General features: G+C 69.0%; 26 protein-coding genes and 1 other RNA gene. 8 read left to right on the top strand and 19 right to left on the bottom strand.

The window, feature by feature from the left end:
• Positions 1–104: 104 nt before the first annotated feature.
• The 3 genes from argB to dapD all read left to right on the top strand — a co-directional run bounded on the left by argB (position 105) and on the right by dapD (position 2,744).
• Positions 105–1,019: an acetylglutamate kinase gene (argB, locus tag EPN98_RS10110; RefSeq protein ID WP_293362564.1), complete on the top strand. Its 915-nt coding sequence runs from the start codon at positions 105–107 to the stop codon at positions 1,017–1,019.
• A 223-nt stretch (positions 1,020–1,242) separates the two neighbouring features.
• On the top strand, positions 1,243–1,905 hold the full coding sequence (locus EPN98_RS10105) for a pyrimidine 5'-nucleotidase (RefSeq protein ID WP_293362563.1): 663 nt from the start codon (positions 1,243–1,245) through the stop codon (positions 1,903–1,905).
• Between the two features lie 8 nt (positions 1,906–1,913).
• Positions 1,914–2,744 (top strand): 2,3,4,5-tetrahydropyridine-2,6-dicarboxylate N-succinyltransferase, encoded by an 831-nt coding sequence (gene dapD / locus EPN98_RS10100; protein WP_293362562.1) that lies wholly within the window; start codon positions 1,914–1,916, stop codon positions 2,742–2,744.
• Positions 2,745–2,770: 26 nt separating this feature from the next.
• On the opposite strand, the gene EPN98_RS10095 is transcribed toward dapD, so the two are convergent.
• Positions 2,771–3,235 carry a cupin domain-containing protein gene (locus EPN98_RS10095; protein ID WP_293362561.1) on the bottom strand — a complete coding sequence of 155 codons (465 nt, stop codon included), beginning with the start codon at positions 3,233–3,235 and terminating at the stop codon, positions 2,771–2,773.
• Entirely contained in the window at positions 3,235–3,711 is a 477-nt protein-coding gene (locus EPN98_RS10090) for a cupin domain-containing protein (RefSeq protein ID WP_293362560.1), read from the bottom strand. Before EPN98_RS10090 ends, EPN98_RS10095 begins: the two co-directional genes overlap by 1 nt.
• A 42-nt stretch (positions 3,712–3,753) precedes the next feature.
• Here EPN98_RS10090 and dapE point away from each other — a divergent pair, with 42 nt between their 5' ends.
• Positions 3,754–4,917 (top strand): succinyl-diaminopimelate desuccinylase, encoded by a 1,164-nt coding sequence (gene dapE, locus EPN98_RS10085; protein ID WP_293362559.1) that lies wholly within the window; start codon positions 3,754–3,756, stop codon positions 4,915–4,917.
• Between the two features lie 4 nt (positions 4,918–4,921).
• Here the strand turns inward: dapE and EPN98_RS10080 are convergent, their stop codons facing one another.
• Both EPN98_RS10080 and EPN98_RS10075 read right to left on the bottom strand, forming a co-directional pair.
• Positions 4,922–5,959, bottom strand: a complete 1,038-nt coding sequence (locus EPN98_RS10080; RefSeq protein ID WP_293362558.1) for a serine hydrolase — start codon at positions 5,957–5,959, stop codon at positions 4,922–4,924.
• Positions 5,959–6,792 carry a TIGR00266 family protein gene (locus EPN98_RS10075; RefSeq protein ID WP_293362557.1) on the bottom strand — a complete coding sequence of 278 codons (834 nt, stop codon included), beginning with the start codon at positions 6,790–6,792 and terminating at the stop codon, positions 5,959–5,961. Before EPN98_RS10075 ends, EPN98_RS10080 begins: the two co-directional genes overlap by 1 nt.
• Before the next feature lie 149 nt (positions 6,793–6,941).
• On the opposite strand from EPN98_RS10075, the gene EPN98_RS10070 reads away from it, so the two are divergent.
• Complete coding sequence (locus tag EPN98_RS10070; RefSeq protein ID WP_293362556.1) at positions 6,942–7,685, top strand: hypothetical protein; 744 nt, start codon at positions 6,942–6,944, stop codon at positions 7,683–7,685.
• Here the strand turns inward: EPN98_RS10070 and truA are convergent, their stop codons facing one another.
• Together truA and fmt are read right to left on the bottom strand one after the other, a co-directional pair.
• Positions 7,686–8,426, bottom strand: a complete 741-nt coding sequence (gene truA, locus EPN98_RS10065; protein WP_293362555.1) for a tRNA pseudouridine(38-40) synthase TruA — start codon at positions 8,424–8,426, stop codon at positions 7,686–7,688.
• Positions 8,426–9,352 carry a methionyl-tRNA formyltransferase gene (gene fmt / locus EPN98_RS10060; protein ID WP_293362554.1) on the bottom strand — a complete coding sequence of 309 codons (927 nt, stop codon included), beginning with the start codon at positions 9,350–9,352 and terminating at the stop codon, positions 8,426–8,428. The genes truA and fmt overlap by 1 nt, the downstream gene beginning before the upstream one ends.
• An 85-nt stretch (positions 9,353–9,437) precedes the next feature.
• On the opposite strand from fmt, the gene EPN98_RS10055 reads away from it, so the two are divergent.
• The gene (locus tag EPN98_RS10055) at positions 9,438–9,725 is read left to right on the top strand and encodes a hypothetical protein (RefSeq protein ID WP_293362553.1); all 288 of its coding nucleotides are present in this window, start codon (positions 9,438–9,440) and stop codon (positions 9,723–9,725) included.
• 148 nt (positions 9,726–9,873) lie between these two features.
• Here EPN98_RS10055 and EPN98_RS10050 read toward each other — a convergent pair whose 3' ends face one another.
• From EPN98_RS10050 to EPN98_RS10040, 3 genes are all read right to left on the bottom strand, one after another.
• Positions 9,874–10,383: a peptide deformylase gene (locus EPN98_RS10050; protein ID WP_293362552.1), complete on the bottom strand. Its 510-nt coding sequence runs from the start codon at positions 10,381–10,383 to the stop codon at positions 9,874–9,876.
• Between the two features lie 82 nt (positions 10,384–10,465).
• Positions 10,466–11,320, bottom strand: a complete 855-nt coding sequence (locus EPN98_RS10045) for an enoyl-CoA hydratase/isomerase family protein (RefSeq protein WP_293362551.1) — start codon at positions 11,318–11,320, stop codon at positions 10,466–10,468.
• On the bottom strand, positions 11,321–12,244 hold the full coding sequence (locus EPN98_RS10040; RefSeq protein WP_293362550.1) for an NAD(P)-dependent oxidoreductase: 924 nt from the start codon (positions 12,242–12,244) through the stop codon (positions 11,321–11,323).
• A gap of 78 nt (positions 12,245–12,322) precedes the next feature.
• Here EPN98_RS10040 and EPN98_RS10035 point away from each other — a divergent pair, with 78 nt between their 5' ends.
• Positions 12,323–12,787, top strand: coding sequence for a MarR family transcriptional regulator (locus tag EPN98_RS10035; protein WP_293362549.1), 465 nt, complete (start codon positions 12,323–12,325; stop codon positions 12,785–12,787).
• 20 nt (positions 12,788–12,807) lie between these two features.
• Here EPN98_RS10035 and EPN98_RS10030 read toward each other — a convergent pair whose 3' ends face one another.
• A complete protein-coding gene (locus tag EPN98_RS10030; protein ID WP_293362548.1) occupies positions 12,808–14,022 on the bottom strand; it encodes a DNA recombination protein RmuC in 1,215 nt (404 codons plus the stop codon).
• Positions 14,023–14,173: 151 nt separating this feature from the next.
• Between EPN98_RS10030 and EPN98_RS10025 the strand changes: the two genes are divergently transcribed.
• A complete protein-coding gene (locus tag EPN98_RS10025; protein WP_293362547.1) occupies positions 14,174–15,424 on the top strand; it encodes an MFS transporter in 1,251 nt (416 codons plus the stop codon).
• Here the strand turns inward: EPN98_RS10025 and recR are convergent.
• From recR to EPN98_RS09980, 9 genes are all read right to left on the bottom strand, one after another.
• On the bottom strand, positions 15,408–16,010 hold the full coding sequence (recR, locus tag EPN98_RS10020; protein ID WP_293362546.1) for a recombination mediator RecR: 603 nt from the start codon (positions 16,008–16,010) through the stop codon (positions 15,408–15,410). The two genes, EPN98_RS10025 and recR, sit on opposite strands and share 17 nt — an antisense overlap.
• A gap of 37 nt (positions 16,011–16,047) precedes the next feature.
• A complete protein-coding gene (locus tag EPN98_RS10015; RefSeq protein ID WP_293362545.1) occupies positions 16,048–16,374 on the bottom strand; it encodes a YbaB/EbfC family nucleoid-associated protein in 327 nt (108 codons plus the stop codon).
• A gap of 122 nt (positions 16,375–16,496) precedes the next feature.
• Entirely contained in the window at positions 16,497–18,248 is a 1,752-nt protein-coding gene (locus EPN98_RS10010; RefSeq protein WP_293362631.1) for a DNA polymerase III subunit gamma/tau, read from the bottom strand.
• 131 nt (positions 18,249–18,379) lie between these two features.
• Positions 18,380–18,478, bottom strand: an RNA gene (ffs, locus tag EPN98_RS10005) — signal recognition particle sRNA small type.
• A 67-nt stretch (positions 18,479–18,545) separates the two neighbouring features.
• Positions 18,546–18,911 (bottom strand): hypothetical protein, encoded by a 366-nt coding sequence (locus EPN98_RS10000; protein WP_293362544.1) that lies wholly within the window; start codon positions 18,909–18,911, stop codon positions 18,546–18,548.
• A gap of 176 nt (positions 18,912–19,087) precedes the next feature.
• Positions 19,088–19,591, bottom strand: a complete 504-nt coding sequence (locus EPN98_RS09995; protein ID WP_293362543.1) for an SRPBCC family protein — start codon at positions 19,589–19,591, stop codon at positions 19,088–19,090.
• A gap of 81 nt (positions 19,592–19,672) precedes the next feature.
• Positions 19,673–20,713, bottom strand: coding sequence for a hypothetical protein (locus tag EPN98_RS09990; RefSeq protein WP_293362542.1), 1,041 nt, complete (start codon positions 20,711–20,713; stop codon positions 19,673–19,675).
• Between the two features lie 95 nt (positions 20,714–20,808).
• Positions 20,809–21,696 (bottom strand): glutathione-dependent disulfide-bond oxidoreductase, encoded by an 888-nt coding sequence (gene yghU, locus EPN98_RS09985; RefSeq protein WP_293362541.1) that lies wholly within the window; start codon positions 21,694–21,696, stop codon positions 20,809–20,811.
• A gap of 63 nt (positions 21,697–21,759) precedes the next feature.
• On the bottom strand, positions 21,760–22,524 hold the full coding sequence (locus EPN98_RS09980; protein ID WP_293362540.1) for an SDR family oxidoreductase: 765 nt from the start codon (positions 22,522–22,524) through the stop codon (positions 21,760–21,762).
• Positions 22,525–22,536 lie beyond the last annotated feature (12 nt).

The raw sequence follows: 22,536 nt of genomic DNA, 5'->3' as shown, positions 1-22,536 counted from the left end.
AACTCCCTGGATTGCCGCGCCTGGACTAACACGCCCATGCGCCCGTGACAGCGGGGGCCCCGTCCGCTATCGGACGCCCGGGTTTCTCTGGCGGGACGGCGACGTTGAGCGAAGACACGGAAGAGCAAGGTTGGGCGACGGCGAAGACGCTGGCCGAGTCCCTGCCGTTCATCCAGATCTACGACCGCGAGATCGTGGTCATCAAATACGGCGGCCACGCCATGGGCGAGGAGTCGGTGGCCAAGCTGTTCGCCGCCGACGTGGTGCTGCTGAAGATGCTGGGCGTCCATCCCGTGGTGGTGCACGGCGGCGGCCCGCAGATCTCGGCCTGGCTCGAGAAGGCGGGCGTGAAGTCCACTTTCGTCGACGGCCTGCGCGTCACCGACCAGGCGACCATGGAAGTGGCCGAGATGGTGCTGTCGGGCGCCATCAACAAGGAAATCGCCAGCTGGATCACCCAGGCGGGCTCCGAGGCCGACGTGCGCGGCGTGGGCCTGTCGGGCAAGGACGCCAAGCTGATCACCGTCGAGAAGGTCACGCGCACCACGCGGGCCGCCGACAGCGTCGAGGAGAAGATCGTCGACCTGGGCTTCGTGGGCGAACCCAAGCACATCGACACCACCCTGATCGAGGCCCTGATCAAGGCCGAGCACGACTACATCCCGGTGGTCGCCCCCATCGGCGTGGACGACAACGGCCAGACCTTCAACATCAACGCCGACACCGTGGCCGGCGCCCTGGCCGGCGCGCTGGGCGCCAAGCGGATGCTCCTGCTCACCGACGTGCCGGGCGTGCTCGACGCCAACAAGCAGCGCGTGGCCCAGATGACCATCGCCGAGGCGCGCGGCGCCATCGCCGACCGGGTCGCCACCGGCGGCATGATCCCCAAGCTGGAGACCGCCATCGCCGCCGTGGAATCCGGCGTCGAGGCCGTGGTCATCCTGGACGGCCGCCGCCCCCACGCCATGCTGGTCGAGCTCTTCACCGAGCACGGGTCGGGGACGATGGTGAAGCCGTGAGCGCAGCGAACTGGCTGACCTCCCCCGCGAAGCGGCGGGAGGGGGACCGACCGCCGAAGCCGCGCAGCGGCTGTAGAGCGGTTGGTGGAGGGGGCGGGCTCCCTCCACTGAGCCAGCGTGCGCAGATCGAACTGCGGAGCCTGAGGCCCGCCCCCTCCACCATCGGCTCTTCGCTCCGCTCGGCCGCCGGTCCCCCTCCCGCCGTTTCACGGGGGAGGTAAGGATGGCGGCCGACCTGAGCCACGTCGACACCTGGCTGTTCGACCTGGACAACACGCTCTACCCGGCGGAATCCGGCTTCATGGCCGAGATCGTCGACCGGATGACCGACTTCGTGGAGCGGGTGACCGGCCTGCCGCGCGAAGAGGCCTTCAGGCTGCAGAAGGTCTACCTGGCCGAGCACGGGCTGACCCTGAAGGGCATGATGCTGAACCACGGCGTCGATCCCAAGGAATTCCACGCCATCTTCCACGACATGTCGCTGGACGCCCTGGCCCACGACGCCGACCTGCTCAGCGCCCTGGAGCGGCTGCCAGGCCGCCGGTTGATCTTCACCAACGCCGACGACATCCATGCCGAGCGCGTGCTGAAGCACCTGGGTCTGGGCCACCTGTTCGACGATGTCTTCCACATCGGGACCGCCGACTACGAACCCAAGCCCAGCCTGAAGGCCTTCGAGCGCATGGGCGCGCTGCACGGCATCGAGCCCGCGACCACCTGCTTCTTCGAGGACTCCGAGCGCAACCTCGCGCCCGCCCACGACCTGGGCATGACCACCGTGCTGGTCGGGCCCTGGGCCCCCCAGTCCACCGCCGCCTTCGTCCACCACCGCACCGCCAAGCTCGCGCCGTTCCTCATGGACGCGCAGCTCAAGCCCGCCGCCTGAGGAAACCGATGTCCGAAGACCTGAAGTCCGTGATCGAGGCCGCCTGGGAGGCGCGCGACGGCATCAACATGTCCACCACCGGCCAGGTGCGCGACGCCGTGCACGAGACCATCGAGCTGCTCGACGCCGGCAAGGTGCGGGTGGCCCAGCGCGACGCCGACGGGACCTGGACCACGAACCAGTGGGCCAAGCAGGCGATCCTGCTGTTCTTCCGCCTGACCGCGAACCGCCTGATCGACGCCGACGCGCCGCATCCCTACTGGGACAAGGTCCCGCTCAAGTTCACCGGGTGGGACGCCCAGCGCTTCGAGGCCGCGGGCTTCCGCGCCGTGCCCGGCTGCATCGTGCGCAAGGGCGCGTTCGTCGCCCGCAACGTCGTGATGACGCCGTCGTTCGTGAACATCGGGGCCTATGTCGACGAAGGCACGATGGTCGACACCTGGGCCACGGTCGGCTCGTGCGCCCAGATCGGGAAGAACTGCCACATCTCGGGCGGCGCCGGCATCGGCGGCGTGCTGGAGCCGCTGCAGGCCAACCCGACCATCATCGAGGACAATTGCTTCATCGGCGCCCGCGCCGAGGTGGCCGAGGGCGTGATCGTGCGCGAGGGCTCGGTGCTGTCGATGGGCACCTTCATCACCTCCACCACGCCCATCATCGACCGCCGCACGGGCGAGGTCCGCACCGGCGAGGTGCCGCCCTACTCCGTGGTGGTCTCCGGCAGCCGCCCCAACCCCCACGACCCGACCCTGCCGTCCACCTACTGCGCGGTGATCATGAAGCAGGTGGACGAACGCACGCGGTCGAAGACGAGCATCAACGAGCTGTTGCGGGAGTAGCCGCGTCGGCGGCCGCGGGAGCCAACCTACCCCTCCGGATACGGCGTGCCGTCGTTGTGGCGGTAGAAGCTCTCTCCCGGCCGGGCGTCCATGTCGATGTCGGGATAGTGGCAGGCGTCTGTGGCCGGGCGGCGGGAGCCGATCTCCAGGTAGACGGCGTCGCGGTCGCTCAGGTTCTGCAGGCAGTGGGCGTTGGCGTCGCCGGCCTTCCAGGCCGCCACGTCGCCGGGTCGCAGGATGTGGGGGCCGTCGTCCTCCATCAGGGTGACCTCGCCCTCCAGGACGTAGACCAGCTCGTCTTCCTCGGAGTGCCAGTGCCGCTGGCTGGACCACTTGCCCGGCGGAAGGCGCACCAGGTTCACGCCGAAGTCGGTGAGGCCGGCCGCGTCGCCCAGCTTGTTCCACGCAGCCCCCAGGCAGATGTCCGTGTAGGGGGGCGGATAGTTGCAGCCGCTGCGGACCTCCAGGCTTGGGATGTCGATCTTGGGCATCAGCGCTTGCGGCCTCCATCCAGCTCGTAGGGCGTTCCGTCGCGGTGGCGATAGACGTCGTCGGGGGTCACGATCATGTCGAGGTCGGGGTAGTCGCCGCCGTCCACGCCCGGCATCCGCGACCCGATCTCCAGCAGAACGGCCTCGGCGTCGGAACGGTTCTGGATGTGGTGGCCGTTGGGGACGCCGGCCTTGAACCCGGCGCAGTCGCCGGCGCGCAACACCGTCTCGCCCTCGTCCTCGACCAGTACGACCTCGCCGGAGACGACGAATAGGAACTCGTCCTCGTGGCTGTGCCAGTGGCGCTGGCTGGTCCAGACGCCGGGCGCCAGGCGCATCAGGTTGACGCCGAACTGGGTGAGTCCCGCCACGTCGCCCAACTTCCAGCGCATGCGCTCGCGGCACGGCGCGTCGAACGGCGGCGGGTAGGCGCTGCCAAAGCGTGTCGGCGCCTTGTCGATATCGATCTTGGGCATGATCCCCTCGCCACTCTCGTGATTGCCAGATATGGCGGGGTCATGCCGTCCGAAAGCCCCCGCAACAGCCGTCCCATCGACGCCGTCGAGCTGACCCGCGACCTGATCCGCCGCCCCTCGGTGACGCCCGCCGATGCAGGTGCGATGGCGATCGTCGAGGAGATCCTGGTGAGCCTGGGCTTCACGACGCGGCGGATGAAGTTCGGCGAGATCGAGAACCTCTACGCCCGCTACGGGACCGCCCGCCCCAACCTCTGCTTCGCCGGCCATACCGACGTGGTGCCGGTGGGCGACGCGGCCGCCTGGTCGAAGGACGCCTTCGCCGCCGAGATCCAGGACGGCATCCTGATCGGACGCGGCTCGGTCGACATGAAGAGCGCCATCGCCGCCTTCGCCGCAGCGACCTCCGACGCCATCTCGGCAGGGACGGTGACGGGCTCGATCTCGTTCCTGATCACCGGCGACGAGGAAGGCGTGGCGACCGACGGCACCGTCAAGGTGGTTGAAGCTCTGGCCGCCGAGGGCGAGGTCATCGACCATTGCATCGTGGGCGAACCCACCTCGGCCGAGACCTTCGGCGACATGGTCAAGGTGGGCCGGCGCGGCTCGATCAACGCCGAGATTGTCGTGGAAGGCGTCCAGGGCCACGTGGCCTATCCGCACCGGGCGGCCAACCCGGCTCGGCCACTGATCAAGATGCTGACCGCGCTGCAGGAGCGGAAGCTGGACGAGGGCTATCCCGAGTTCCAGCCGTCGAACCTGGAAGTGACGATGATCGAGATGCCGAACACGGCGACGAACGTCATCCCGGGGGTGGCGCGGGCCCGGCTGAACATCCGCTTCAACCCCAACCACACGGGCAAGCAGCTGGCCGACTGGTTCGACCTGGAGGCTTGGCGCGCCTCGGTCGACTTCGGCGGCAAGATCACCGTCACCTCGTCCATCAGCGGCGAGGCCTTCCTCACCGAGCGCGGCGACTTCACCCAGCTGGTGGCTGACGCCGTCGCCGACGTGACCGGGGCTGCGCCCGAACTCTCCACCAGCGGCGGCACCAGCGACGCTCGCTTCATCCGCGCGCTGTGCCCGGTGATCGAAGTGGGCCTGGTCGGCAAGACCATGCACCAGGTGGACGAGCGCGCGCCGGTGGACGAGATCCGCCGCCTGCAGCAGGTCTATTCGCGGATCATCGCCCGCTACTTCGCCTGAGATCTCAGGCCGCGCCGAAGCAGTCCACGACCTCGCCGATCCAGTCCCGGAGGCGATCCTTGGACTCAAGCGGGGTGTCGCCGTTGCGCACGACGATGAGGTCGCGGTCGGGGCAGACGATGATGAACTGTCCGGCGTAGCCGTTGGCCGAGAACGAGCCGGGCCCGCCGATCCCCAGCCACCAGTGCGCGCCATAGGGGCCGTCGGTCACGCCTTCCTGCTGGAAGGTGGGCGTGCGCGCATAGTCGACCCAGCCCTCAGGCAGAAGACGCCGGCCGTCCCAGGCCCCGTCGCGCAGGTAGAGCAGCCCGAAGCGGGCGAAGTCACGCGGCGTGCAGAAGCAGTAGGATGAGCCGATGAACGTGCCGGCGGCGTCGAACTTGGGCGTGGCGCTGTCCATGCCCAGCGGCTCGAACAGGCGCGAGCGCATATAGGCCGCGAAGTCGCCGCCCTGGGCCTGGGCGGCCAGCCGGGCGACGATGTTGCTGGTCCCGCTGGCGTAGCTCCAGAACGACCCCGGCGGGTGGGCCAACGGCCGGCTGGCCGCATAGGCGGCCGCGTCCGCCTTGCCCGAGCCGTAGAGCATCTCCAGCACGTCCGAGACCGAACCGGGGACATAGTCCTCGACGAAGGCAAGCCCGCTCGACATCCGCAGCAGTTGGTCCAGCGTGATCGCGGCGCGCGGATCGTCAGCGCCTTTCCACTCGGGAACGTCAGCCGGCGCGTGGATATCTAGGCGACCGTCCAGCACCAGCATGCCCACCAGGGCCTGGGTCATGCTCTTGGCCATCGACCAAGACGGCTGTGTGGTCTCGGGCGTCGCCCCGAAGCCGTAGCGTTCGTAGGTCAGCCTGCCGCCCTGGATCGCCAGCAGCGCATAGGTCTTGCCCAGCGGCCCGTCGGGCGCGGCGTCGAACGCCCGGGCCAGCAGGGCCTCCAGCCGCGCGGCGTCGCGCGCCCGGGCCTCGCCCGTCGGCCACGCGCGTGTCGGCCAGGGTGTTCCCGGGGACTGGAGCGGAAGCGGCGGGAGGCCCGTCTGCATCAACGGTTGCCGCCGATCAGGTCGCCGAGACCGCCCAGGACCGACCCCTCGCCCTGGTTGCCGCCCGTTCCGCCCGCCGCCGCCAGCATCCGGCCGGCGAGACGCGAGAACGGCAGCGACTGGATCCAGACCTTCCCGGGCCCGGTCAGCCGGGCGTAGAACAGGCCCTCGCCGCCGAAGAACATGCTCTTCACGCCGCGCACCATCTCCAGGTCGAAATCGACGCTCGGCGTGTAGGCGGCGAGGCAGCCGGTATCGACGTGCAGCACTTCGCCCGGCGCCAGCTCGCGCTCGACCAGTGTGCCGCCCATCTGGACGAACACCCATCCGTCGCCGTCGAGCTTCTGCATGATGAAGCCTTCGCCGCCGAACAGACCGGTCATGATCCGGCGCTGGAAGGCGACGCCGATCTGCACGCCGCGCGCGGCGGCCAGGAAACTGTCCTTCTGGCAGATGAGCGTGCCGCCCACGCTGTCCAGCTTGATCGGCAGGATGGCTCCGGGCGTCGGCGAGGCGAAGGCCACCTTAGCCTTGCCGCGGCCCTGGTGGGTGAAGACCGTCGTGAACAGGCTCTCGCCGGTGATGAGCCGCTTGCCGGCGCCCAGCAGCGCGCCCATGAAGCCGCCGCCCTGGCCGCCGGACCCGTCGCCGAACATCGTGGTCATCTCGACCGAGGCGTCCTTCCAGACGAACGACCCGGCCTCTGCCACCGCGCTCTCGCCGGGATCCAGCTCGATCTCGACGAACTGCAGTTCCTGGCCCTTGATCTCGAAGTCGATGTCGTCAGACACGGCGGCGTTTCGGCTGTGGTGGCTCCAGGGGCCTTGGGACATGGGGGGTAAGTCTCCGGTTGAATCGGAGATGTTCTAGCGCGCCCTCGGCCGCGAGGGCATGACATCTTCTTCACAGACGCCGACGGATGCGCCCGACGGTTGATTGACGCCGCTCAACCTGCATGCGCCCCATTCCGCGGGGGCTTCACATGACGAAGAACGCGACGTTCCGGCCCTTCCACGCCTGGGATCGATCCTTCTTCCTGGGCTTCGTGGCGGTCTGCTGGCTGGGGGTGATCATGGGTTTCGCGCCCGCAGTCGCCGGTCGCCTGCAGGGCCAGGCCGACTATCCCGCACCAATCGTGCTGCACCTTCACGCCGCCGCCTTCGTGGGATGGTTGGTGCTGCTGACGAGCCAGGCAGCCCTGGTGCGCATCGGCCGGGTCGCCACCCACCAGGCCATGGGCTGGATCGGCGTCGTGCTCGTTCCCGTGATGGCAGTCACGGCCCTCGTCTCCGAAGTCTACAGCCAGCGCTTCTATGCGGACCGTGATCCCGAGAACCTCAAGTTCTTCATCATCCCGATCTACTACGTCGCGGCCTTCACCGTTCTGGCCACCGTGGCCCTGTTCAGCCGCCGTGATCCGCCGGCCCACAAGCGGCTCATCCTGCTGGCGACCGCTGTGATCGTCGGCGCCGCATACACGCGCTGGTGGGGAGAAGGTCTCGCCGCCGTGGCCGGCGCCGGATTCTGGGGCAAGATCGTGGAGACCTACACCGGCGCGAACCTCATCATTCTCGCGGCCCTCACCTACGACGCGCTGACGCGACGGAGGTTGCACGGCGTCTACCAGATGGCTGTCCCCGCCATCTTCGCCGCCGAGCTCGCAGTCTCGTTCATCTACCATACGCCCGGCTGGCCGATCCTGGCGCGGCGGCTCATCGGCCTCTGATCACCCGTAGCTGACGCCCGTCAGATACAGCCCCTCGGCCGGGGCGACGGGGCCGCAGGCCTTGCGGTCCCGTGCGGCCAGGGCGGCCTCCACATCGGCCTTCGTCCAGCGGCCCACGCCCACCTCGGCGAGAGTGCCGGTCATCGAGCGGACCTGCCGGTGCAGGAACGAGCGCGAGGCGAACTCCAGCAGCACCTCGTCGCCCTCGCGGCGGACATTGGCGACGTCCAGGGTCTTCATCGGCGACTTGGCTTGGCAGGCGAGGTCGCGGAAGGTCGTGAAGTCGTGGTGGCCCACCAACACCTGGGCCGCCTCATGCATGGCCTGGGCGTCCAGCGGCTTCTTCACGTGCCAGACTCGCCCCTGGTCCAGCGCGGGCGGGCTCATGCGGTTGAGGATGCGGTAGAGATACCGTCGCCCGGTCGCCGAAAAGCGGCTGTGCCAGTCGCCCACCGCCACCTCCGCCGACAGCACAGACACGGGGTCTGGCATCAGGTGGAAGTTGAGCGCGTTGCGCACGGTCTCGGCCGGCCAGTCCTTGGTCAGGTCGACATGCACCACCTGACCTGTGGCGTGGACGCCGGTGTCGGTGCGCCCTGCGGCGCCCACCCGCAGGTCCTCGCCGCAGAACTTCTTCACCGCCCGCTCGAGCGAGCCCTGCACGCTGGGCAGGTCGGCCTGGGCCTGGAAGCCGTGGAACGGCCGGCCGTCATACTCGATCAGAAGGCGGTAGCGGGGCATCAGCCGAGCTTGGTCCCGGCGGGCGCCGGCGTGCCCCGCAGGAAGACGTCGGCGTCCTGCGGGCCCTTGCCCTCGCGCTGCACCTTCAGCAGCCGCACCGCGCCCTCGCCCGTCCCCACCAGCAGGCGGTCGTCCAGGGTGACGCCGGGCGTCCCGGTCGCGTCCTCGTAGGTCGAGAGCAACGCCTTGACCCGCACGGGGCCCTTGTCGGTCGGCAGCTCGAACCAGGCGCCCGGGAACGGCGACATGCCGCGGATCTTGCGGTCCAGAACCCGGCCCTCCTTGGCCCAGTCCAGGCGCGCGAACTTGGGGCTGATCTTCTTGGCGTACGTGACGCCCTCCGCGGCCTGCGGCACGGCGACGGCGCGGCCCTCGGCGATATCGGCCAGGGTCTCGACGATCAGCTTGGCGCCGGCCGCGGCCAACCGATCGTGCAGGGTCGCAGCGGTGTCTAGGGGGCCAATGCGGACCGTCGCGGTCGACAGCACCGGGCCTTCGTCCAGGCCTTCGGTCATCCGCATGACCTGGACCCCGGTCACCGTGTCGCCGGCCATGATCGCCCGCTGGATCGGCGCTGCGCCCCGCCAGCGCGGCAGCAGCGAGCCGTGGAGGTTGTACGAACCCAGCGTCGGAGCCTCGAGCACGGCGCCCGGCAGGATCTGGCCGAACGCCACGACGACCGCAGCGTCAAGGTGCAGGGCGGCGAAGGCGGCGATCTCGGCGGGGTCGCGCATCGAGACCGGCGTGCGCACCGGGATGCCGTGCGCCTCCGCGAACGCATGAACCGACGAGGGCTTCAGCTCGTGGCCCCTGCCGCGGGGCGCGGGCGGCTGGGAGTAGACGCACGCCACCTCGTGCCCGGCCTCGACGATGGCGGCGAGGGCCGAGACGGCGAAATCGGGCGTACCGAGGAAGGCCAGGCGCATGGGCTGCGTCTTAGCGGTCGGGGCGCGGGAAGGGAACTTCGCGGCAAGCGGGACCGTTGGATGCCCGACACATGGGAGCTCTCAGATGATCCGTACGCTGATGATCGCCGCGGCCGCCGCCTTCGCCCTGTCGGCCTGCAGCGAGGCCGAACGCCGCGACACCGGCAACGACGTGGAAGCCGCCGCCGACAAGATCGCCGCCGAGGCCAAGGACGCCGCCAGCAGTCCGGAACTCAAGGAAGTGGGCGCCGAGATCAAGGACGCCGCGGGCGACGCCGGCAAGGTGCTCAAGGAAACCGCCAAGGGCGCCGTCGAAGGCGCAAAGGAAGGCGCGGCGAAGGTCGAGGCCGAGAGCAAGGACGCGGCGAAGTAGACTCCCCTCCCCTCCGGGGAGGGACAGGCGGCGCAGCCGCCAGGGTGGGAAAGTGTGGGCCGGAGTGCTGACGTCCGTGTGGATCGTCGCTTCCCCACCCGTCTCGCTGCGCTCGCCACCCTCCCCGGAGGGGAGGGAACGGCGGGAGCTACGCCGCCCGAACCAGCTTCTTGACCTTCTTGACCGCCTGTTCGCGCTTCAGCCGCGAGAGGTAGTCGATGAAGAGGACGCCCTCGAGGTGGTCCATCTCGTGCTGGATGCAGACCGCGTAGAGGCCTTCGGCGTCTTCCTCGACCTGTTCGCCCTGGTAGTTCAGGTAGCGCAGCTTGACCCGCGCCGGGCGTTCCACCTCGTCGTAAATCTCGGGCACCGAGAGGCAGCCTTCCTCGTAGGGAGCTGTCTCCTCCGACTTCCAGACGATCTCGGGGTTCACGAAGTACTGCGGCGCCTTCTCCTCGCCCTCGCGGGAGAGGTCCATGACGATCACCCGCTTGGGCACGCCGATCTGCACGGCGGCCAGGCCGATGCCCGGGGCGTCGTACATGGTCTCCAGCATGTCATCCATGAGCGCACGCAGCTCGTCGTCGACCTTGTCGACGGGCTGCGACACCTGCTTCAGCACGGGGTGCGGGACGGTCAGGATCTCTCGGATGGCCATGGCGGGGAGGTAAGGACCTCGTTCCTGGGCGTCAAGGCGGACCGTCCACGGGATGATGAGGCGCCAGCCGCGAGCGAGTGCGCTAGCGACTTCCGAGCAGCCCGCGCGTCGCGTCTGCGGCGGCCCGGACGCGCGAACCGTCGTGGAGGGCTTCGTTCTTGGCAAGGTGGGCGAACATCTGGATGCCAAAGCTGCCGTCGAGGTCATCCACGATACGCTTCTTCCAGGGGCGGCGGATGATCTGGGTGGTCAGTCGCCGCGTTACCCGAGGCTGGCGCATGATGTGGTCAGCCAAGCGCCAGGCCCGCTCCAAGAGTCCGGCGCGAGGCAGAATCTCGTTCACCAAGCCGTAGTCCAGCGCCAGCGCAGCGTCGATCCTTTGGCCGGTAATCAGGGCATAGGCTGCCCGCTTCACGCCCAGAAGCTCGATCAGGCAGCTGTGGATTCCGTCACCGGGCGCCGATCCCATATTGAAGTGCGGATCGAAGATCACCGCCTCCTCGGCGCACAGCGTCAGGTCGCACATCAGGCAGATTTCGGCGTGTGCGCCCGAGCCGTTCAGCACGCCAATGGTGGGTATTTCAAGGTCGTTGATCAGGGCGCTTACGTTGGTGCGGCCGTCCTTGTAGGCGTACTCATAGGTCCAGTGCCGCAGATCCTGATGCTCCAGCTCGAAGCCGTCGGGATCTATGGCCATCATGAAGTCGTCGCCCGACCCGGTAAGGATCAGTAGCTCGTTGTCCGGGTCTGAGCCGACCGTTTTCAGCATCTGACCCAGCGCACGATGGTTCTCGACGCTGAGCTGGATCGAGCCGCCTTGAGTATGGGCCTCGACCAGCAACACGCCGTCGCTCCTGCGCTGCATAAGGAAGTGATCCTTGAAGCGGTGGCTATACTCGGCGAAGTCGGGTGTGGACACGAAGGAACTGAGCGACATTCAGGCCTCCTGATGCAGGCGGTCGATGTCGGTCAGGCAGGACCAGTCCTTGCCGTCCCAGCCGCGCTTCACGGCCCCCGCAAGCTTCGCTTGCAGAGCCCGGGCGGTGGAGAGCTCGAGGTCCACGTCGCGACCGGCGGCGATCATGAGTTCAACGTCTTTCAGGCCGCCCGTGACCGTGAAACCCACGTCGTCGAAGTCACGGGCGGTGATCTTGTCGATATACTCGCGCGTGGCCTCGTGGCCGAAAAACCCGAACAGCATCATCCGCAGTAGTTCAGGCGCCACGCCCGATCGCTCGCCCAGAGCCAGCGTCTGGCCGATCAGGTCCAGCCCGGACGCACCGAGAAAATTGGCGATGAGCTTCGCGGCGTTGGCCTGGCGGGCGAAAGCGCCGCCCGGCAGTATCCCCGAGGCGTAGGCGGCGACCACCGGGCGCGCCCTTTCGATGACCCGGGCATCGCCGGCGAGGATGGTCGTCAGTTGGGCGGCCTCGGCAGCATTTGTTCGGCCGACTACCGGCCCGGCGACATAGAATGAGCCCTGGGCTTCATGGTCCTGCGCCAGCCGATCGGCGAGCCCTGGCGAGATGGTGCTTGTCCCGACATGGATCGCGCCCTTGGACAGCCCCGCGAGGATACCGGACGGCCCGCTGACGACGGCATTGACCACCGCATCATCGGCTAGGCTGGAGATCACAATGTCGGCTTGATGGACGGCGGCCTCAGGCGTGGGGGCACACCTCGCTCCCCTGGCGACGAGCGCCGCCGCCTTGTCGGCCGTACGGTTCCAGACCGTAAGCGGAAACCCGGCGCGCTGAATGTTCGCCGCCATGGCGACACCCATCTTGCCAAGCCCTAGAAACGCCACCTTGGGCAACGCCGTCGACATACGGAGATCTCCTGCGCCCGGCGCGGGGTACAATTTCCCCTCATATCCGTGCATTTTGCACGTATATGCGATGGCGACGACAGGTCAAGAATTTGTGTGTAAATTGCACGGATGATGAGCTGGGCCGACGAACTGCACGACATCCTTCTCCAGGTTAGCGGGGTTATGAACCGCTCGGATGTCGATGCCCGCTTCCTCACGCGCGCCGGCGTCAAACTCGACCGTGCACTGTTTCCGCTGCTGACGCGCATCGGTTCGGCCGGGCCGCTCGGCGCAGTCGAGCTAGCAGGCCTGGTGGGTCGCGATCACTCGACGGTAAGCCGGCAGGTGAGCCGGCTTGAAGAACTCGGCCTAATCCAACGAACGCCCTCACCCGCCGACGGGCGGATTCGCCTGCTGAGTCCCACCGCCTCCGGAAAGCAGATGCTGGCCGAGTTTGCACGGACGCGGCGAAGGCTGACGGAAGAGTACTTCGCGGACTGGAGCGACCACGAGCAGGCTGAACTCCTCCGATTGCTCAGGAAGATGGCGACCGGTATCGATCGGGCGGCCGGCCCCGACGGTTCTGGAGCCTAGCCGGGCGGACCACGTCGCGCCTACTCGCCCGCGTGCAACCGCACCGGCGGCACGGGTTCGTCCGCCGAAAGCTTGGCCAGCGGCCGGACGGCGGCCTCGAGCGCCTCCAGGCTGGGCACGTCGCGGCCTTCGTGGTCAACCTTCAGGTCCTCGAAGCGGCGGGCCTGGGTCAGCACCTGGGTCTCCAGCGAACCCACGAACTGGTTGTACTTGCTGACCGCGGTCTCCAGCGCCTTGCCCACCGAGCCGGCGTGCGCGCCCATCACGGCGATGCGCTTGTAGAGCTCGCGGCCCAGGTCGGCGATCTTGCGGGCGTTGGCCGCCTGCTCTTCGACGCGCCAGCCGTAGGCCACGGCCTTGCACAGCGCGAACAGCGTCGACGGCGTCACGATCACCACGCGGCGGTCCATCGCCTCGGTCATCAGGTCGGGCGCGCGGTCCAGGGCCGCGGCCAGCGCCGAGTCCAGCGGGACGAACATGGCGACGAAGTCGGGCGAGTTGTCGAACTGGTCCCAATAGGCCTTGGCCGAAAGCCCCTGGGTGTGGCTGCGCACGCTCTGCACGTGGCGCAGGCCGATCAGGTCGCGGGCCGCCTCGTCGGGGGCGTCCTGCAACTCAAGGAAGGCGTTCAGCGAGCACTTGGCGTCGATCACGAACACCCCGCCGCCCGGCATCTTCACCACCACATCCGGCCGCCGGCGGCCCTCCTCGGTGTCGGTGGACGCCTGTTCCTCGAAGTCGAAGCGGCCCGACAGGCCCGCCGCCTCGAGCACGTTGCGGAGCGTCTGCTCGCCCCAGCGCCCCTGCACGCCGGCGCCGCGCCGCAGCGCCGCCGACAGCTTGCGCGCCTCGTCCTGGGTGGCGGCCGAGGCGGCCAGCATCTGGGCGATCTGTTCCTTCAGGCCGCCCTGCTCCTCGGCCCGCTGCTTTTCGACGGCGGTGACCTGCTCCTGGAACTTCTGCAGGCTCTCGGCGACCGGCTTCAGCTGGGCCTCCAGCCGCGCCTGGGCCAGCTGCTCGCGGTTGCGAACCGCCTCTTCGTTCCGGCGCAGGAGCTCCTCGGCCACATTCGTCGCCGACTGGGTCAGTTGGGCCCGCACCAGTTCGCCCTGCTCGGCCATCAGCCTCATCTTGAGCTCGGCGTGGGCGGCGCGAGTGCGCTCGCGCAGCGCCCAGGCGAGGGCGCCGGCAGCGATCAGCACGCAGATGATCGACAGGAAGAGAAGTCCGTTCATGGTGCGTTCCTACCGCACCGTGTGAGTCGGCGGAAGGTTGATCCGCCACGTGCCTTTCGGCCGCCCTGACGCCGCCCTCTTCCGTCCCCCTGGCCACGCGCCAGGTTCGATGCGACGGTGCGCGCCGGTATTCGAGGGGGGAAGCGTAACGATGACCAACGGGGCCGTTGCGCCGACAACCAGGGCCGCTTTCGGGCCGCTGATCGTCCCACTGCTCGCGCTGGCGGTGTTCATCAACTACGTCGACCGCGGCAACCTCGCGACCGCCGCGCCGCTGATCAAGGGCGAGCTCGGCCTCGACGCTACACAGATCGGCCTGCTGATCTCGGCCTTCTTCTGGGCCTATACGCCGGGGCTGGTGCTGGCCGGCTGGCTGGCCGACCGTTTCAACGCCTACCTGACCCTGGCCGCGGGCCTCGCGCTCTGGTCGATCGCCACGCTGATGACGGGTTTCGCCAGCGGCTTCGCGGCGCTGCTCCTGCTGCGGCTGGTGCTAGGCGTGGGCGAGGCCGCGGCCTTCCCCTGCAGCTCGGCGCTCTTGGCCCGCCACGTGGACGCCTCGCGACTGGGCGCCGCCAACGGCCTGATCATCGTGGGCCTGTCGCTGGGTCCGGCGGTCGGCATCTTCTTTGGCGGCCACCTCATGGAGCAGCTGGGCTGGCGCGGGGTCTTCATCCTGTTCGGCGCGGTGTCGCTCCTGTGGCTGCTCCCCTGGATGATCGCCACCCGCCATCTGTCGGGCGCGGCCGCCCAGCCGACCACCCACGACGGCCCCTCGTTCGCCGCCATCCTGAAGCGACCCGAGCTGTGGGGCGCGAGCCTGGGGCACTTCTCGGTCAACTTCGGCTTCTACTTCATCGTCTCGTGGATGCCGCTCTACCTGGTCCAGGCCCAGGGCTACACGGTGGGGCAGATGGCCAACATCGGCGGCGCGCTCTACCTGGCCTACGCGGCCGCCTCGTTCGTCAGCGGCTGGATCTCGGACCGCTGGATCGCCTCGGGCGCGACGCCCAACCGGGTGCGCAAGACGTTCTTCGTGGGCACCCACGCGGTGGCCGCCACCGGCCTCCTGGTCGGCGCGCTGGCCCCGCCGCAGATCGCGGTGGCCAGCCTGTTCGTCGTCGCCATCGGCCTGGGCGCGGTGGGCCCGCACATCTTCGCCACCGGCCAGACGCTGGCCGGGCCCAAGGCCGCGGGCAAATGGGTGGGCATCCAGAACGGTTGGGCCAACTTCGCCGGCATCCTGGGGCCGATCTTCACCGGCGTCATCGTCGACCGCACCGGGGCCTGGGAAGGCGCCTTTCTGCTGGCCGCGGGCTTCACGGTGATCGGCGTGGTGGCGTGGTCGGTGATGATCCGGAAGATCGAGCCGATCGTGTGGGACGCTAGGCCGGGCGCCTAGCCCGCATCGCCTGGGCGATGGTTCCGTCGTCCAGCCAGTCCAGTTCGCCGCCCACCGGCACGCCCCGCGCCAGCATGGTGATGCTCACGTCGCACCCCGCGAGCCGGTCGGCGAGGTAGTGGGCCGTGGTCTGGCCATCGACGGTGGCGGGCAGCGCCAGGATCACTTCCTTCACGCCCTGCTGGCCGGCGCGGTCGACCAGCGGCGCAACGCGCAGCGCCTCAGGCCCCACGCCATCCAGCGCCGAGAGCAGCCCGCCCAACACGTGGTAGCGGCCCCGGAACGCCGAGGCTCGCTCCATGGCCCAGAGCGCGCCCACCTCCTCGACCACGCAGATCAGCGTGCCGTCGCGGGCCGGTTCGGCGCAGATGGCGCACGGGTCCTGGGTGTCCAGACTGCCGCAGAGGCTGCAGGTCTTCACCCGCGCCGCCGCCTCGGCCATGGCGTCCGTCAGCGGCAGCAGCAGCTGGTCGCGCCGCTTCAGCAGCGCCAGCGCCGCGCGCCTGGCCGACCGCGGCCCCAGGCCCGGCAGCTTCGCCAGGAGGCCGATCAGCCGTTCGATCTCGGGGCCGGCGGAGGCGGCCATTAGGCGGACGTCTTCGCTTTGGGCGAGGCGAGCCGCATCAGAACTTGGGCATGCCGGGGATGTTCAGCCCTGCCAGCGGCCCCGCCGCCTCACGCATCACGTCGGCCTGCTTCTCATCCAGCTTGCGCTTGGCGTCGGCGTGGGCGGCGACCATCAGGTCGGCCACCACTTCGCCCTCGCCGGGCGCCATCAGGCTCTCGTCCAGCTCGACGCGCGCCAGCTCGCCCGTGCCTTTCAGCGTCAGCCTGACCATGCCGCCGCCTGAGGTGCCCTGCACTTCCAGCGCGGCGATCTTCTCCTGCGCCTCGGCCATGCGCTGCTGCATGGCCTGGGCCTGCTTCATGATCGAACCTAGGTCTTTCACGGGGCGATACTCACTTCAAAAGGTGCGTGCAGGGATGTTGACCATGTCGGCCGCCATCACCGGGAAGCTTCGACGTCCTGACGATGTAGTGCGCCGGGCCTCCAATTTCAGATCCGCCGCGGTCAGTCCTCATCCTCGGCCTCCTCGGGCGGAGCGGCCTCGGCGGGCTGCGGCTGCGACAGCTGGCGGACGCCGACGATTTCCGTTCCAGGGAACGCCTGCATCACGCTCTGCACGAACGGGTGTTGCTCGACCTCCGCGCGGACCTCACGCTCCTCGCGCTTCTGCTTTTCCCACAGGCTTTCGGCGCCGCCGCCGCCCTGGGTCGAGAGCAGCCAGCGCTCGCCGGTCCACTCCTTCAGCCGGGTGACCAGCCGTTGCGCCAGGTCGGGCGGCGAACCCGGGCCCGGCTCGTACTCTATGGCTCCGGGCCGGAAGCTGATTGGGCGGATGAACCGCTCCACGTCCAGCTTGAGCCGGATGTCGCGGCGCCGGTCGATCAGGGCCAGCATGTCCTCGAAGGTCTTCAGGTTGGCCGCCGGCTCGGTCGACGGCATCGGCGCTGTCATCTGCCGCGCCACCGCGTTGGTCGCCAGCCCGCCCTGCCGCGACGCGGGGCCCCCGCCACCGCCGCCCGAGGGGCCGGCCGCCGGGCCGCCGCCGCTGACGGGCTCGCCCGACTGCAGCCGCTTCAAGGCCTCTTCCGGCCCAGGCAGGTCGGCCGCGTAGGCCAGCCGGATCAGCGCCATGTCGACCGCCGCCGCCGCGTCGGGCGCGCGGCGAACCTCCTCGTACGCCTTCAAGGTCAGCTGCCATACCCGCGACAGCATGCCGGCCGACACGGCCGCGCCGACCGCCGCCAGCCGCAGCGCCTGCTCCTTCGGCATCACCAGGGCGTTGGGTCCGATGGCCTTGGCGACCGAAGCGCCATGGGTGTGATCAAGCAGGTCCATCACCACCTGATCGGGGTTCGCGCCGTAGCCGTAGAGCTGGCGGAAGGTCTCGATGGCGGCGCCGGCCTCGCCGCGCATCACCTGCTCGAACAGGGTGATCGTCTGCGCCCGGTCGGCCAGGCCCAGCATGTCGCGGATCGACGCCGCCGAGACCGTCTGGCCCGGATCGGCCTGGACGATCGCCTGGTCCAGCATCGACTGGCCGTCGCGGACCGAACCCTCCGCGGCGCGGGCGATCAGCATCAGGCCCTCGGCCTCGACGCGAGCGCCCTCGTTCTCGCAGATCATCTCCAGGTTCTTGACCAGCACCTCCGGCTCGACCCGGCGCAGGTCGAACCGCTGGGTGCGCGAGAGGATCGTCACCGGAACCTTGCGGATCTCGGTGGTGGCGAAGATGAACTTGGCGTGCGGCGGCGGCTCCTCCAGCGTCTTCAGGAGCGCGTTGAACGCCCCCGTCGACAGCATGTGGACCTCGTCGATTATGTAGACCTTGTAGCGGGCCTCCACCGGGGCGTAGCGCACGCCCTCCAGCAGCTCGCGGATGTCGCCCACGCCGGTGCGGCTGGCGGCGTCGAGCTCCAGCACGTCCATGTGCCGGCCCTCGATGATCGAGCGGCAGTGGCGGCCCTCTTCGCGCAGCTCCAGCGAGGGCTCGCGGATCGTGTCGGTCTCGTAGTTCAGGGCCCGGGCCAGCAGGCGCGCGGTCGTGGTCTTCCCCACCCCGCGGACGCCGGTCAGCATGAAGGCGTGCGCGATCCGCCCGGTGGCGAAGGCGTTGCGCAGGGTGCGGACCATGGCCTCCTGGCCGTAGAGGTCCTCGAACGCCCGCGGCCGGTACTTCCGCGCAATGACGGTGTAGGCCGCGCCTTCGTCCTCGACGGGCGTCCGGGCGGGAGGCGCGACCGGCGCGCCGCCGAACATGTCCTGGGCGTTCGGATCCGGTTCGTGCGGAAGTTCAGAATCGTCGCGGTCGAAGTCGTCGCCCATGCCGCCATCTAACGGGACGGCAGGCGGCGGGCAAAGCGATAGCGCCAGAAAATGTGGGGAAGGTTGGGTGGAGACCGAACGACAACCCGAAGCGTGATTCGTTGTGGCTGCTGCCTTCCGGCCCTGACCAGGTTGGCGAGGCGCTCGTCCGCCGCCGATCTCCGAGGCGGCATATGGCGGATCGGAGGCCTGGGGGCAAGAGGCGGCCGCTTTCGCCGCAGGGGGGTGTCGCTAGTGCCCACCTTCGACCCAGGGCACGCCCGCCGCGCGGAAAGCCTCGGCCAGCGCCGCCTCGAGGTCCAGCGCCTCCCAGCGGCGCATCGGGTTCAGGTGGGCCACCAGGTCGGGCAACAGCTGCTGGCCGAACCGCCGCGCCGCCCCGCTGGCCTTGTAGCCGGCCTTGTGCTGGTCGAACCGCAGGTCGGGGTCGCGCGAGGTCTGGCCGACGTAGAGGCCCCAGGGATCGGACCGCCGCGGATCACGCAGCAGCACGACATAGACCGAATGCCCCGCGCCGCGGGTCTTGCGCGTCGTCGCCGTCAGCGACCGGGCCGCCCGCATCGCCTCGGTCATCCAGGACGGGCCCTCGTGGAACATGGCCAAGCCTAGGCGGCGGCCGGGCCGGCCTTCAAGCCGGTCACACGTTGGGACGCCCCGCAAAGCGGGCGCCGCCCTTGTTCGCCCGGCGTCAATCGGCGATCCGCGCATTCCTCCGCCTGCGGGGGCGCACGACGAGCACGTCGCGGGTCTCGGGGCTTCCGAACTGAGGGTCTTCAGGCCTGCGCCAGCTCGGCGCGATAGGCGTCGCGCCAGGCCTTGAACGTCTCGAACGGGAACTTGATGGGCACGCCTTCGAGGGCCGCTTCCAGCATCTCGAGGTGCGCCTCCCACCCGGCGCAGGCGCGGCCGGCGTCTTCGCCCTCAGGCACGCGCAACGTCAGGGTGAGCACGGTCCCGTCGCCATCGGGCGCCAACTGCCAGCGCACGGGACGCGTGGGCTCGCCCGGGCCGCTCCACGAGTATTCGAGAAGCCGCCCGGGCGCGTAGGCCGTGACCGTGCTGTCCACGATCGTCCCGCTGTCGGCGAAATCCAGCCGCACCGCGCCGCCCAGCCGAGGCTCGATCGCGCCCGGGGCGAGCCACAGCGGGAGCCGCGCGGCGTCGGTCAGCATCGACCAGACCGACACCGTGAGGTGGTCGAAACGACGGCGCATCAGGGCCTGCACCTGCCCATCCACGCGCGAGAAGGCCGCCTTCACGTGCTCTTCGTCCGACATCCAACGCTCCATCGACCCACCGCGCCAGCGTGGTGCTCGCGATGCTGACGGGCGTTGATCTGCATCAACGTCGGCCGATCGTCAGTAGCCCGCGGTTCGTCCCGTCGGCTGTCCGTCGACGATCTGGTCCAGGTATTCGCTGAGGCCATATCCCACCAGGTCGCCGCAGCGGTACTCGGTCATCCCCTCGGTGATGCGCGTCTGCAGGGTCTGGCCGTCGGGCGTCGTGCGCCGATTGCGCAGCGGAATCAGCGACACCACCTGCCCCGTGACCTCATAGGCCTTGCCGCCCTCGGTCTTCACCTTGGCCCTGAGCGCGGTCTGATAGCCGTGCTCGTCCCAGTCGCTGTCGATCACGCATTCCGAGATCAGGTCGTAGACTCCGTCGCGGAACACCATCCCGCCCTGTCGCGCGCCGCCCTTCCCGTCGCCGATGACGGACAGCATCATCCCGAAGTCGCGACCGAAGTTCATCGGACACCAACGGTACCAGTCGATGGCCTGCCAGTGACGAGGGCCCCACGACTTGTCGCGCAGGCCGTGGCCGTCGATCTCGAACCGCTCCTCGCCCACGGTGATCACGCCGCGCGCCGCGCAGTGCTGCTCGTAATGGGCCTTGGCGAAGGACTTCTCGGGGTCGATCTCGATCGGCGAGCCGTCCTCCTTCACGGTCTCCCCGCCGTACATCGGCGAGACGCCCTCGTAGTCCAGGTCCACCGTGCAGGGCAGGGTCGGGTTGTCGCGGAACGCCTGCTTGGGATCGGCCATCTCGAAGGGCCGTTCCAGCAGGAGCGCCTTGCCCGAATAGGTGACCTTCAGCCTCTTGAAGGGCTCGACCACGTCGACCTTGAGGCCGCCGGCGTCCATCGCCGTGTTGCCGCTGATGGCGGGACGTCCGAACATGAACGCCACCCGTCCGTCCGGCAGATAGATGCAGACGCTGATCTCGGCGTAGTTCTCGTTCGGCCGGTTACCGATGCGGAACCAGCCGCCCGTCTTCTTCCCGGGGTCGAAGACGTTGAAGTACATGCTTTCATTGTAATTTCCGGCGTCGCCGGGGTCGTGCGGATACTCGTCCTGCGGCTCCAGGCGGGTCTTGAACCCGGTGGGTGGCTTGGCCATGGGCGGCTCCTTTCGCGTCGCGGTCTGCGAACGCTACCCACCCTGACGTGGAGGCCGCCAAGCGCCTTGAGATGGCGCAAGGCGGCCCTCCAAAGCTACTTCGCCTTCGCCGCGTCCTGCTCGGCCAGGAACTTGTCGATGTCGGCGGCCGAATGGCGTTCCGGCAGCGCACGGTTGATCACCCGGCCGCGCTTCACCGCCTCGCGCCGGCCGATCAGGTCGGTCCAGCGCTGGACGTTCTTGTAGCTCTGGGTGTCCAGGAACTCGCCGGCCTCATAGGCCCCGCCCTTGGCCAACAGGCCGTACCAGGGCCAGACCATCATGTCGGCGATGGTGTACTCGGACCCGCCCAGGTACTCGGCCTCGGCCAGGCGGCGGTCCAGCACGTCGAGCTGGCGCTTGGCCTCCATGGCGAAGCGGTCGATGGCGTACTCGATCTTGAACGGCGCGTAGGCGTAGAAGTGGCCGAAGCCGCCGCCCAGGTAGGGCGCCGAGCCCATCAGCCACATCACCCACGACATCACCTCGGCCCGCGCCGCCGGCTCGGTGGGCAGGAATGCGCCGAACTTCTCGGCCAGGTGCAGCAGGATCGCGCCCGACTCGAACACGCGGAACGGCTTGTCGGGGTTCGAACGGTCCAGCAGCGCCGGGATCTTGGAGTTCGGGTTGATCTCCACGAAGCCCGAGCCGAACTGGTCGCCCTGGCCGATGTTGATCATCCAGGCGTCATACTCCGCGCCCTTGTGTCCGAGTGCGAGCAGCTCCTCGAACATCACCGTCACCTTCACGCCGTTGGGCGTGCCCAGCGAATAGAGCTGGAACGGGTGTTCGCCCACCGGCAGCACCTTGTCGTGCGTCGGCCCGGCGATCGGGCGATTGATGTTGGCGAAGCGGCCGCCGCTGCCCTTGTTCCACTGCCAAACCTTGGGAGGCGTGTAGTCCGCCGGGTGGTTGGGCGGCGGTTTCGCGGCGTCGTCGGCCATGGTCAGGCTCCGTTTCCTCTGGTCGTCTTCAACTTGGGGGTCGTGCGGCCGTTTGGCGAGACCCTAGCCCGCGAACCGGCGGTTCAGCTTGCGCATCCCGCCGATCCAGCGGCCGTAGTCGTTGGTCTTGTTGCGCATGTAGGTCAGCACCTCGGGGTGCGGCAGGATCAGGAACTCTTCCTTTTCCAGCGACTGGACCACCACGTCGGCCAGGAACTCAGGCTCCATCATGCCGTCGATCGAGGCCACCCCGTCCGGGTTGCCCGCAGTCATCGCCGTCTTCACCGCCTGGGGGCACAGAACGCTGACCTTGATGCCCTGGTCGCCGTGGGTGATCGCGAGCCATTCGGCCAGGCCCACAGCCGCGTGCTTGGTCACGGCGTAGGGCGCCGAGCCGATCTGGCTGAGCAGGCCCGCCGCCGAGGCGGTGTTCATCAGGTAGCCGCCGCCGCGCGCCGCCATCAGCGGCACCAGATGGCGCGCCGCCCAGACATGGGCCATGACGTTGATGTCCCAGATCCGCTGCCAGTCCGCATCGGGCGTCTCGGCCCCGCCGCCGACGCCGATGCCGGCGTTGGAGCAGAACAGGTCGATGGGGCCGACCTCGGCCTCCACCGTGTCGATCAGCGCGCGGATGTCGGCTTCCTTCGAGACGTCGGTCCTGAACGCGCGGCCGCCCACCATCTCGGCGGTCGCCCTGGCGCCCGGCTCGTCGCGGTCTGCGCAGATGATGGCCTTGGCGCCTTCCTTGGCGAAGCGGACGCACAGGGCGCGCCCGATCCCGCTGGCCGCGCCGGTCACCACCACGATCCGGTCCTTCAGTTCCATCCCCGTCCTCCA

It is taken from the genome of Phenylobacterium sp. (genome assembly GCF_004299445.1).
In the GTDB taxonomy this organism is placed as follows: domain Bacteria; phylum Pseudomonadota; class Alphaproteobacteria; order Caulobacterales; family Caulobacteraceae; genus Phenylobacterium.
The sequence above is the reverse complement of the archived record's forward strand: the minus strand, read 5'-3'. Positions and strand labels throughout refer to the sequence as shown.

Excerpts from the sequence above, each read along its gene's own strand:
- EPN98_RS10105 (WP_293362563.1), top strand. The coding sequence starts at position 1,243 with ATGGCGGCCGACCTGAGCCACGTCGACACCTGGCTGTTCGACCTGGAC.
- dapD (WP_293362562.1), top strand. The coding sequence starts at position 1,914 with ATGTCCGAAGACCTGAAGTCCGTGATCGAGGCCGCCTGGGAGGCGCGC.
- EPN98_RS10095 (WP_293362561.1), bottom strand. The coding sequence starts at position 3,235 with ATGCCCAAGATCGACATCCCAAGCCTGGAGGTCCGCAGCGGCTGCAAC.
- EPN98_RS10090 (WP_293362560.1), bottom strand. The coding sequence starts at position 3,711 with ATGCCCAAGATCGATATCGACAAGGCGCCGACACGCTTTGGCAGCGCC.
- dapE (WP_293362559.1), top strand. The coding sequence starts at position 3,754 with ATGCCGTCCGAAAGCCCCCGCAACAGCCGTCCCATCGACGCCGTCGAG.
- EPN98_RS10080 (WP_293362558.1), bottom strand. The coding sequence starts at position 5,959 with ATGCAGACGGGCCTCCCGCCGCTTCCGCTCCAGTCCCCGGGAACACCC.
- EPN98_RS10075 (WP_293362557.1), bottom strand. The coding sequence starts at position 6,792 with ATGTCCCAAGGCCCCTGGAGCCACCACAGCCGAAACGCCGCCGTGTCT.
- EPN98_RS10070 (WP_293362556.1), top strand. The coding sequence starts at position 6,942 with ATGACGAAGAACGCGACGTTCCGGCCCTTCCACGCCTGGGATCGATCC.
- truA (WP_293362555.1), bottom strand. The coding sequence starts at position 8,426 with ATGCCCCGCTACCGCCTTCTGATCGAGTATGACGGCCGGCCGTTCCAC.
- fmt (WP_293362554.1), bottom strand. The coding sequence starts at position 9,352 with ATGCGCCTGGCCTTCCTCGGTACGCCCGATTTCGCCGTCTCGGCCCTC.
- EPN98_RS10055 (WP_293362553.1), top strand. The coding sequence starts at position 9,438 with ATGATCCGTACGCTGATGATCGCCGCGGCCGCCGCCTTCGCCCTGTCG.
- EPN98_RS10050 (WP_293362552.1), bottom strand. The coding sequence starts at position 10,383 with ATGGCCATCCGAGAGATCCTGACCGTCCCGCACCCCGTGCTGAAGCAG.
- EPN98_RS10045 (WP_293362551.1), bottom strand. The coding sequence starts at position 11,320 with ATGTCGCTCAGTTCCTTCGTGTCCACACCCGACTTCGCCGAGTATAGC.
- EPN98_RS10035 (WP_293362549.1), top strand. The coding sequence starts at position 12,323 with ATGATGAGCTGGGCCGACGAACTGCACGACATCCTTCTCCAGGTTAGC.
- EPN98_RS10030 (WP_293362548.1), bottom strand. The coding sequence starts at position 14,022 with ATGAACGGACTTCTCTTCCTGTCGATCATCTGCGTGCTGATCGCTGCC.
- EPN98_RS10025 (WP_293362547.1), top strand. The coding sequence starts at position 14,174 with ATGACCAACGGGGCCGTTGCGCCGACAACCAGGGCCGCTTTCGGGCCG.
- recR (WP_293362546.1), bottom strand. The coding sequence starts at position 16,010 with ATGGCCGCCTCCGCCGGCCCCGAGATCGAACGGCTGATCGGCCTCCTG.
- EPN98_RS10010 (WP_293362631.1), bottom strand. The coding sequence starts at position 18,248 with ATGTTCGGCGGCGCGCCGGTCGCGCCTCCCGCCCGGACGCCCGTCGAG.
- EPN98_RS10000 (WP_293362544.1), bottom strand. The coding sequence starts at position 18,911 with ATGTTCCACGAGGGCCCGTCCTGGATGACCGAGGCGATGCGGGCGGCC.
- EPN98_RS09995 (WP_293362543.1), bottom strand. The coding sequence starts at position 19,591 with ATGTCGGACGAAGAGCACGTGAAGGCGGCCTTCTCGCGCGTGGATGGG.
- EPN98_RS09990 (WP_293362542.1), bottom strand. The coding sequence starts at position 20,713 with ATGGCCAAGCCACCCACCGGGTTCAAGACCCGCCTGGAGCCGCAGGAC.
- yghU (WP_293362541.1), bottom strand. The coding sequence starts at position 21,696 with ATGGCCGACGACGCCGCGAAACCGCCGCCCAACCACCCGGCGGACTAC.
- EPN98_RS09980 (WP_293362540.1), bottom strand. The coding sequence starts at position 22,524 with ATGGAACTGAAGGACCGGATCGTGGTGGTGACCGGCGCGGCCAGCGGG.